The organism is Streptomyces laculatispora, from assembly GCF_017353455.1.
GTDB classification, from domain to species: Bacteria; Actinomycetota; Actinomycetes; order Streptomycetales; family Streptomycetaceae; genus Streptomyces; species Streptomyces laculatispora.
Genome location: NZ_JAFMPZ010000093.1, coordinates 41,598 through 51,663, shown reverse-complemented (window position 1 = coordinate 51,663; position 10,066 = coordinate 41,598). Strand labels below are relative to the sequence as shown.

The following is a 10,066-nucleotide window of genomic DNA, read 5'->3' as shown; positions in this document are numbered from 1 at the left end:
GTCCCCGAGACCCGGTCCCCGCGCCGCGGAGCGCGTACACGAAAAGGGGCCCGGGACCGCCACTGGCGGCTTGGGTTCCAGGGGTCCTTGCAACACTGCCTGGTTTCAGGTGGTGAGTAGATCACGTAGACGCTCGGCTGGAGTATCCCAGCCGAGCGTCTTGCGTGGGCGGCCGTTGGGTTCCTGGGAGACGTGTTCGAGGTCTTCAGGACTGAAGACACTCAGGTCGGTGCCCTTGGGGAAGTGCTGACGGAGCAGGCCGTTGGTGTTTTCGTTGGTGCCGCGTTGCCAGGGTGAGGCGGGGTCGCAGAAGTAGACCAGGGTGTAGCGGGTGCTGCGCTCGACGAGGGTCGCGATCGCGGAGCGGCTGTTGGCGCCGATGATCAGGTCGCCTTCCCAGTGACCGGGCACGGCCCGGTCCTCGATATCGGCGGGGCGCTCGCTGATCATCACCATCGGGTCGATGAACCGTGGTGTGCGCCGGTCTGGGTCCCGGCGTGGTTTGCGGCGGGTGCGGCCGGTCCGGATCGCTGCCTGCACTTCCCGTTTCAGGCCGCCACGGGCCTGGAAATACAGTGCCTGGTAGATCGTTTCCACGCTCACCCGCATGCTCCGGTCGTCAGGATGTTCCCTGCGTAGAGCGTGGCAGATCTGCTCCGGTGACCACCGTCCGCGCAGTCCGTCCTGCACGACTTCTTGACGCCCTGGTCCCAGTCCCTGGCCGTACGCTCGTTCACCCCGACACGCCTGGCCGCCACGGACTGCGGAACACCCCTGGCCCTCAGCGCTCGTACTCATCGCGCCGCAGATGCCGTCGCGGCAGGCGCACCGACCCACGACCGGCTTTCCGGGCCCAACCGAACGCCGTGTTCTGGTTGACGCCCAGCTCGCGCGCCACCACCGTCACGCTCCCCACGACATCCAGCCGCGCAAGGAAACGCTCCCTCAACCCCGCAAGACCAGCCCTTCCAACGCCCACGGTCCTCGCAACTCCCACAGATCGCGGGTGTTGCGAGGACCGTTAGAACCCAAGGAACCCAAGCGGTCCCGGGCCCCTTTTCGTGTCCGCTCAGTTCTCCGGGTCTCCCCGGCGCACCGACAACAGGTCCTCCAACTGCTCCTCGCGCGCCTGGGCCGCCACGAACAGCAGCTCGTCACCGGCCTCCAGGCTCTCCTCCGTGCTCGGCGTCAGAACCCGCTGTCCGCGGATGATCGTCACCAGCGAGGTGTCCTCGGGCCACGCCACCTCGCCGACCCGGGTACCGGCCAGCGCCGACTCCGGGGGCAGCGTCAGCTCGACCAGGTTGGCGTCGCCGTGGCTGAAGCGCAGCAGCCGGACCAGATCGCCGACGCTCACCGCCTCCTCGACCAGGGCCGACATCAGCCGCGGCGTGGAGACCGCCACATCGACGCCCCAGGACTCGTTGAACAGCCACTCGTTCTTCGGGTTGTTCACCCGGGCGACGACCCGCGGCACGCCGTACTCCGTCTTGGCGAGCAGCGAGACGACCAGGTTCACCTTGTCGTCGCCGGTCGCGGCGATCACGACGTTGCAGCGCTGAAGCGCCGCCTCGTCCAGCGAGGTGATCTCGCAGGCGTCCGCCAGCAGCCACTCGGCCATCGGCACCCGCTCCACCGAGATGGCGGTCGGCGCCTTGTCGACGAGCAGCACCTCGTGGCCGTTCTCCAGCAGTTCGGCCGCGATGGAACGGCCCACCGCACCGGCCCCGGCAATCGCGACACGCATCAGTGACCGCCCTCCTCAGGGCCCTCGGCGAAGGCCGCCTCGACCTTCGCGATCTCGTCCGTACGCATCATCACGTGGACCAGGTCACCCTCCTGCAGCACCGTCTGCGACGACGGCAGTATGGCTTCGCCCAACCGGGTGAGGAACGCCACGCGGACGCCCGTCTCCTCCTGCAGCGTGCTGATCTTGTGGCCGATCCAGGACGGCGTGGTGTGCACCTCGGCGAGCTGGACACCGCCGCTCGGGTCCCGCCACAGCGGCTCGGCGCCCGAGGGCAGCAGCCGGCGCAGCATCTGGTCCGCGGTCCAGCGCACGGTGGCGACCGTGGGGATGCCGAGGCGCTGGTAGACCTCGGCACGCCGGGGGTCGTAGATCCTGGCCGCGACGTTCTCGATGCCGAACATCTCGCGCGCCACCCGGGCCGCGATGATGTTCGAGTTGTCGCCGCTGCTCACCGCCGCGAACGCACCGGCCTCCTCGATCCCCGCCTCGCGGAGGGTGTCCTGGTCGAAACCGACGCCGGTGACCCGACGGCCGCCGAATCCGGAGCCGAGGCGCCGGAACGCGGTGGGGTCCTGATCGATGACGGCGACCGTGTGCCCCTGCTGCTCCAGGGTCTGCGCGAGAGCGGCTCCCACTCGCCCGCAGCCCATGATGACGATGTGCACCTTGCGCCTACCTCGCAGTTCTGGTCGTCCGGCTGACCTGCGAAAACACCCTGCTCACACTCTTTTCTCGGCTGGCCGGGCAAACAATGGGGCAACGGTTCGTCCCCGTTGCCCAGGATGAGCTTATGCGGCGCCGGCTGCGTTGCCTCATTCGAGTGTCCTTTCGCCGGGGCCGCGATGGCAAAGGGGCCGCCGACCGAAGTGTTCCGGTGCCATTCGGGGGGCCGCGGTGCAAGGATTCCGTTAAGGATTTCGTGGCTTTTCCGTCCGAGTGCAGGAGATTCAAGTGATACGGGGGTGGTGCGTGGGCGGGCTCCATACGGAACCCTTACGATCCTCAGCGTGTCCAAACTGACCGACGTGCCCAAACGGATCCTGATCGGACGGGCCCTGCGCAGCGACAAGCTGGGGGAGACACTCCTCCCCAAACGCATCGCCCTGCCCGTCTTCGCATCCGATCCGCTGTCCTCGGTGGCGTACGCCCCCGGAGAAGTCCTCCTGGTGCTGTCCATCGCAGGCGTGTCGGCGTACCACTTCAGCCCGTGGATCGCAGTCGCTGTCGTGGTCCTGATGTTCACCGTCGTCGCCTCCTACCGGCAGAACGTGCACGCGTACCCGAGCGGCGGCGGCGACTACGAGGTCGCGACCACCAACCTCGGCCCGAAGGCCGGTCTGACCGTCGCCAGCGCCCTGCTGGTCGACTACGTCCTCACCGTCGCCGTGTCGATCGCCTCCGGGGTGGAGAACCTCGGCTCCGCGATCCCGTTCGTCGTCGAGCACAAGACGGCCTGTGCCGTCGCGGCCATCGTGCTGCTGACGGTGATGAACCTGCGTGGCGTGAAGGAGTCGGGGAAGCTCTTCGCCATCCCCACGTACCTCTTCGTGGCCGGCGTCTTCATCATGATCGCGTGGGGTGCCTTCCGCGGGCTGGTCCTCGGCGACACCATGCACGCCCCGACCTCGGACTACACGATCAAGGCCGAGCACGAGGGCCTGTCGGGCTTCGCCCTGGTCTTCCTGCTGCTGCGGGCGTTCTCCTCCGGCTGCGCCGCCCTCACCGGCGTCGAGGCGATCAGCAACGGCGTCCCCGCCTTCCGCAAGCCGAAGAGCAAGAACGCCGCCACCACCCTCGCGGCGATGGGCCTGCTGGCCGTCACGATGTTCTGCGGCATCATCGGGCTGGCCATGGCCACCGATGTGAAGATGGCCGAGAACCCGGCGAAGGACCTGATCAACAACGGCACCCCGGTCGGTTCGAGCTTCGTCCAGGACCCGGTGATCTCCCAGGTCGCGGCCGCCGTGTTCGGTGACGGGACGTTCTTCTTCGTCATCCTCGCCGGGGCCACCGCACTCGTCCTCTTCCTGGCCGCGAACACCGCGTACAACGGCTTCCCGCTGCTCGGCTCGATCCTGGCCCAGGACCGCTACCTGCCGCGCCAGCTGCACACCCGCGGCGACCGCCTCGCCTTCTCCAACGGCATCGTGCTGCTGGCCGGCGCCGCGATCCTGCTGGTCGTCATCTACGGGGCGGACTCGACCCGGCTGATCCAGCTCTACATCGTCGGTGTGTTCGTCTCCTTCACCCTCAGCCAGACCGGCATGGTCCGGCACTGGAACCGCCACCTGCGGGCCGAGAAGGACCCGCTCAAGCGCCGTCACATGATCCGCTCCCGCGCGATCAACACCTTCGGCGCCTTCTTCACCGGCCTGGTGCTCGTCGTCGTCCTGGCCACCAAGTTCACCCACGGCGCCTGGGTCGCGCTGCTCGGCATGGTGATCTTCTACGGCACGATGACCGCGATCCGTAAGCACTACGACCGGGTCGCCGAGGAGATCGCCGCCGACGAGACCCCGTCCGACGAGAGCGTCCGGCCCTCCCGGGTCCACTCGATCGTCCTGGTCTCCAAGCTCCACCGCCCCACCCTGCGCGCGCTCGCGTACGCGAAGCTGATCCGCTCGGACCAGCTGGAGGCGCTCTCCATCAGCGTCGACCCGGCCGAGACGAAGGCGCTCAGGGAGGACTGGGAGCGGCGCGGCATCAACGTGCCGCTGAAGATCCTCGACTCGCCGTACCGCGAAGTGACCCGCCCGGTCATCGAGTACGTCAAGGGCCTGCGCCGGGAGAGCCCGCGCGACGTCGTGAGCGTCTACATCCCGGAGTACGTCGTCGGCCACTGGTACGAGCACCTGCTGCACAACCAGAGCGCCCTGCGGCTCAAGGGCCGGCTGCTCTTCACCCCCGGCGTGATGGTCACCTCCGTGCCGTACCAGCTGGAGTCCTCCGAGGCGGCCAAGAAGCGGGCCAGGAAGCGCGCGGACTGGAGCGCCCCGGGCATGGTGCGACGCGGCCCGGTGGAGCGCAGGCCCAAGGAGCCCACCCACAAGAGCTGACACACGGCAGCGGTCCATTCCGCAGCCCGGTCCCGCTCGTGGTAAGCGGCCGGACGACACCCACGTACACTCGTAGGTTGTTGTCCGGCCGCTTTCACGTCGCGTTCGTTCCCCCTGTTTCCCCTGATCTCTGGAGCCACCCCCTCATGCAGAACGAATCCACGTCGCCGCAGACCGGGGAAACGCAGGCCGCAGACCCGCAGGCGGAAGAAACGCAGGCCGTGGAATCGCTGGTGGGGCAGGAGTACGAGGTCGAGGTCGGCCCCGTCGCACACGGCGGCCACTGCATCGCCCGGACCTCGCAGGGCCAGGTCCTGTTCGTACGCCACACGCTCCCCGGCGAGACGGTTGTCGCCCGGGTCACCGACGGCGCGGCCGACTCCCGCTTCCTGCGCGCCGACGCGGTGCGGATCATCGAGGCGTCCAAGGACCGCGTGAAGGCCCCCTGCCCGTTCGCGGGTCCCGGCAAGTGCGGCGGCTGCGACTGGCAGCACGCCAAGCCCGGCGCCCAGCGACGGCTCAAGGGCGAAGTGATCGCCGAACAGCTCCAGCACCTCGCGGGCCTCACCCCGGAGGAGGCCGGCTGGGACGGCACCGTCATGCCGGCCGAGGGCGACAAGCTCCCGCCGGGCGAGGTGCCCGCCTGGCGCACCCGGGTCCAGTACGCCATCGACGAGGACGGCCGGGTCGGCCTGCGCAAGCACCGCTCGCACGACATCGAGATCATCGACCACTGCCTGATCGCCGCCCCCGGCGTCACCGAACTCGGCATCGAGAAGCAGGACTGGCCCCAGATGGCCACGGTGGAGGCCATCGCCGCCACCGGTTCCAACGACCGTCAGGTCATCCTCACCCCCCGCTCCGGCGGCCGCCTCCCGCTGGTCGAGCTCGACAAGCCCGTCTCGGTCCTGCGCGTCGACGAGCACGACGGCGGAGTGCACCGCGTCCACGGCCGCGGCTTCGTCCGCGAACGCGCCGATGACCGCACCTACCGCGTGGGCTCCGGCGGCTTCTGGCAGGTCCACCCCCAGGCCGCCTACACCCTGGTCAAGGCCGTCATGCAGGGCCTTATGCCGCGCAAGGGCGAAATGGCCCTCGACCTGTACTGCGGCGTCGGCCTGTTCGCCGGCTCCCTCGCCGAACGCCTCGGCGACAAGGGCGCGGTCCTCGGCATCGAGTCCGGCAAGCGCGCGGTGGAGGACGCCCGCCACAACCTCAAGGACCTGGAGCGGGTCCGCATCGAGCACGGCAAGGTCGACCAGATCCTGCCCCGCACCGGCATCACCGAGGCCGACCTGATCGTCCTCGACCCGCCCCGCGCCGGAGCCGGCAAGCAGACGGTCAAGCGCCTCGCCGCCCTCGGCGCCCGCCGCATCGCCTACGTGGCATGCGACCCGGCGGCGCTGGCGCGGGACCTGGCGTACTTCCGCGAGGGCGGGTACAAGGTGCGGACGCTGCGGGCGTTCGATCTGTTCCCGATGACGTCGCACGTGGAGTGCGTGGCGATTTTGGAGCCTACTGCAAAGGGGCTCTGACCTGCGGCTTTCTTGTGTTTTTCAGATGTGGCCGGTGGTGCTCGACCTGTTTCCCGAAGTGCAGTGGGTCGAGCAGACGGATCGACTGAAGGCTTCCTGACCTGCGAATTTATGAGGGAGGCGCTGGCATCGTCGACGCCTTCAGGGTCGCGTTCGGAGAGTCCTGACGCGCGTATGACGCTCGAATTGGGACTCTCAACCTCGTGGACCTCTCCTGCTGGGGTCGTGTGGGCCGGATCCTCGGCACGGGGCAACGGACTCCGGTACGGGGGTCCGTTGCACCCGGCCTTGGGTCAAGGCCCCTTCGACGTCCCACCGCTAATCGTGCACGAGCTCGTTAGGGCCCGCAGAAGAACAACACGCGGGCGAGCGGCGGCTTGACCTGCGAGGTCAAGCACCAAAACCACCAAGTTAATTCTCTGCGGGCCCTAGGCCTGATGCGTCCGGTTTTACTGGGGTCGGACGCATCAGCCTGACTCACCCGTCCGTCCCGGGCGCGCGGTCGGTCGTTCGCATGTCGCCGTCGCCGTCGCCGTCCGGGAAAGGGTGCAGATCCAGGGCTCTTCCGGGACGGCTTCAGCCGGTGTGTCAGCGGAGTGTGGCGAACTTGTGGGGGCCGATGGGCGTGAGTTCGTTGGTGCGTCCGTGCAGGATCTTGTCGGCCCAGAGGGGGTCGTTGAGCAGGGCGCGGCCGATCGCGATGAGATCGAACTCGTCGCGCTCCATCCGCTCCAATAGGCCCGTGATGTCGGAGACGCGGCCGGTTCTGCCCTGGAAGACCTCAATGAACTCGTTGTCCAGGCCGACCGAACCGACGCTGATGGTGGCCTTGCCCGTGAGCTTCTTGGCCCAGCCCGCGAGGTTGAGTTCGGAGCCCTCGAACTCCGGCAGCCAGAAGCGGCGTGTGGAGCAGTGGAAGGCGTCGACGCCGGCCGCCGCGAGGGGCGTCAGGAACGCTTCGAGTTCCGCGGGCGATTCGGCGAGCCTGGCCTGGTAGTGGTCGGACTTCCACTGGGACATACGGAAGAGGATCGGGAAGTCGGGCGAGACGGCCTTGCGGCATGCCGCCACGATCTCGGTGGCGAACCGGGTGCGCGAGGTGATGTCACCGCCGTAGGAGTCGTCGCGCCGGTTCGTGTGCGACCAGAGGAACTGGTCGATGAGATAGCCGTGGGCGCCGTGAAGCTCGATGCCGTCGAATCCGCAGGCCTCGGCGGCGGCCGCGGCGGTCGTGAAGGCCGCGATGACGTCATCGATGTCCGAGAGCGTCATGGTGTGGCCCTGCGCCGAGCCGCTCAGGGGGATGCCGGAGGGGCCGACGCGGGGTGCGTCGGCGATTGGCGGCGCACCTGCGGCGCGCGTCATGCCCACATGCCACAGCTGCGGCATGATGGCGCCGTCCGCCGCGTGGACCGCTTCCGCCACCGCGGTCCAGCCGGCGAGCGCGTCCGCACCGTGGAACCGGGGGACACGGTCGCTCGTACCCGCCGAGGCGTGGTCGACATAGGTGCCCTCGGTGATGATCAGTCCCACGCCGCCCGCCGCCCGCCGGGCGTAGTACGCCGCCACATCGGCGCCGGGGACGCCGCCGGGCGAGAACTCACGCGTCATCGGAGCCATGACGATGCGGTTGGGGAGGTCGAGGCCGCCCAGGGAGAAGGGCCGGACGAGGACGTCCGAGGCGCGCGTGGAGGCATTACTGCTGGTCAAGGCTGCACCTTTGATCGATGGTTGCGTGCGCCGGGCGGGTACAGGACGAGCGGGGCCTGGCGACCACCGACAGCTTACCTGCCGGTTAGTTGGTTTGTTCAGGTTAAGGAGATCTCTCGTTCGTCGTCAAGCGGGCGACCGTCGTCGGCGGAATCGGCACGCCCGATGACGTCCGATCGGCCGGGGAGGTCACAATCTTTGGATCGGCGTACGACAGATTCAGGTCAACTTCCTTTGGGTGGACGGATCTTGCTGGTTGCGTGTCGCTGTTCCCGGAGTCCGCAGGGTCAGGCCCTGGGGGCGGGGCCGCACTTCAGACAGATTGGTATCCGGAATGATGACAACGACGCGACGTAGATTCCTCGGTTCCGTGGTGGTCGTGGCGGGGGCCGCGGCAGGCCTGACCCAGGGGGCGCCGACCGCGTGGGCGCAGACGGCCGAGGGCCGGGCCGGCCGGGTGGCCCCCGAGGTGATCGTGCGCCCCGGTGACGCGCGGTACGCCGCCCTTGCCGCGCGCGGCAACAACACCCGCTTCGTTTCCACGCCCGACGAGATATGGCTGGTCCACTCGCCGGCTCAGGTGGAGAAGGCGGTGAACCAGGCGGTCGCCGAGGGCCAGCGGATCACGGTGCGCGGGGGCGGGCACTGCTTCGACGGCCTGGTCGGCGATCCGGAGTACCGCCTCCTGGTCGACACCTCGGAGATGAAGGCGGTCTACTTCGATCCCGCCATGAACGCGTTCGCCGTCGAATCGGGCGCACTCCTCGGCGAGGTGTACCGCACGCTGTACGAAGGCTGGGGCGTGACGGTGCCCGGCGGTGTCTGCCCCGAGGTCGGCGTCGGAGGGCATGTGGTCGGCGGCGGATACGGTCCGCTTTCTCGTCGCTACGGTCTGTCGGTCGACCACCTGTGCGCGGTCGAGGTGGTCGTCCCGGGATCGTGCGGCGAGGCCAGGACCGTGGTGGCCACGAGCCGCCGGGACGACCCGAACCGTGAACTGTGGTGGGCGCACACGGGCGCCGGAGGCGGCCAGTTCGGCATTATCACGAAGTACTGGTTCAGGACGCCCGGTGCCGCGGGCGGCCCCTCTTCGCTCCTGCCGAAGCCTCCGCAGACGGTGCGCAAGGCGTTGGTGACCTGGCCCTGGCCGCAGTTCAACGAAACCAACTTCACCCGCCTCGTGATGAATCACGGTGCCTGGCACGCGGCCAACAGCGCCGCCGACTCGCCGTACGCCACCATGCACAGCTCGTTGCAAATCAGCTCGTGGTTCGCCGGCACCATCGTGCTCGACGTGACCATGGACGCGACGCGGGCCGACACCCAGCAGCTCCTCGACGACTACGTCAGCGCGCTGTCGGCGGGCGTCGGCGTCGAACCGACGGTCGAGAGCAAGGACGTGCCCTTCCTTGAGGCCGCCCTGACGCCCACGATCGGATACGGCAAGTACTCCCGTCACAAGTCCATGGGCGGACACCTCCGCAAGCCATTCGACGCGAACCAGGTCAGCACGCTCTACCGGGCGTTGAGCGACCCCGAGCACTGGGGGATCGGCCTCGTGTACCTGGCGGCGTACGGCGGGAAGATCAACACCGTCTCGCCGCAGGCGACCGCGGTGGCGGCGCGCGACTCCGTCATCAAGTTCTGGTTCTCGTGCAACTGGGAGCTGCCGGAGCAGGACGAGGCCGAGGTGAACTGGGTGCGCAAGCTCCACGGTGACGTCTGGGCGGAGACGGGCGGCTATCCGGTGCCGAACGACAAGTACGACGGCTGCTACATCAACTATCCGGACGCCGACGCCGAGAACCCGTATGTGAACACGTCCGGTGTGCCCTGGTCGACGCTGTACCACAAGGCGAACTACCCGAGGCTTCAGCGGGTCAAGGCCACGTACGACCCGAAGAACGTCTTCCGGCACGCGCTGTCGGTGAAGCCCGCCTGACGGTGAAGCAGCCCGCCTGACGGCCTGACGGCATCGCTCGACTGCCTGTGGCCCGGCCCCGATGAACGAGGGG

General features: G+C 68.5%; 6 protein-coding genes and 1 pseudogene. 3 read left to right on the top strand and 4 right to left on the bottom strand.

Features of this window, described 5'->3' with window-relative positions; all coding sequences use genetic code 11:
* Positions 1-105 precede the first annotated feature (105 nt).
* The 3 genes and pseudogenes from J1C73_RS05425 to J1C73_RS05415 form a co-directional block, all read right to left on the bottom strand.
* Positions 106-708: pseudogene (locus J1C73_RS05425) on the bottom strand (IS30 family transposase); the annotation flags it as partial.
* A gap of 361 nt (positions 709-1,069) precedes the next feature.
* Positions 1,070-1,747 carry a potassium channel family protein gene (locus J1C73_RS05420; protein WP_207315331.1) on the bottom strand — a complete coding sequence of 226 codons (678 nt, stop codon included), beginning with the start codon at positions 1,745-1,747 and terminating at the stop codon, positions 1,070-1,072.
* Entirely contained in the window at positions 1,747-2,415 is a 669-nt protein-coding gene (locus J1C73_RS05415) for a potassium channel family protein (RefSeq protein ID WP_026242838.1), read from the bottom strand. The genes J1C73_RS05420 and J1C73_RS05415 overlap by 1 nt, the downstream gene beginning before the upstream one ends.
* Before the next feature lie 342 nt (positions 2,416-2,757).
* Between J1C73_RS05415 and J1C73_RS05410 the strand changes: the two genes are divergently transcribed.
* Together J1C73_RS05410 and J1C73_RS05405 are read left to right on the top strand one after the other, a co-directional pair.
* Positions 2,758-4,806 (top strand): APC family permease, encoded by a 2,049-nt coding sequence (locus tag J1C73_RS05410; protein ID WP_207315330.1) that lies wholly within the window; start codon positions 2,758-2,760, stop codon positions 4,804-4,806.
* Between the two features lie 146 nt (positions 4,807-4,952).
* Positions 4,953-6,341, top strand: a complete 1,389-nt coding sequence (locus J1C73_RS05405; protein ID WP_207315329.1) for a class I SAM-dependent RNA methyltransferase — start codon at positions 4,953-4,955, stop codon at positions 6,339-6,341.
* A gap of 588 nt (positions 6,342-6,929) precedes the next feature.
* Here the strand turns inward: J1C73_RS05405 and J1C73_RS05400 are convergent.
* Positions 6,930-8,051: an NADH:flavin oxidoreductase gene (locus J1C73_RS05400; RefSeq protein ID WP_207315328.1), complete on the bottom strand. Its 1,122-nt coding sequence runs from the start codon at positions 8,049-8,051 to the stop codon at positions 6,930-6,932.
* Positions 8,052-8,388: 337 nt separating this feature from the next.
* Between J1C73_RS05400 and J1C73_RS05395 the strand changes: the two genes are divergently transcribed.
* Entirely contained in the window at positions 8,389-9,993 is a 1,605-nt protein-coding gene (locus tag J1C73_RS05395; protein WP_307797610.1) for an FAD-binding oxidoreductase, read from the top strand.
* Positions 9,994-10,066 lie beyond the last annotated feature (73 nt).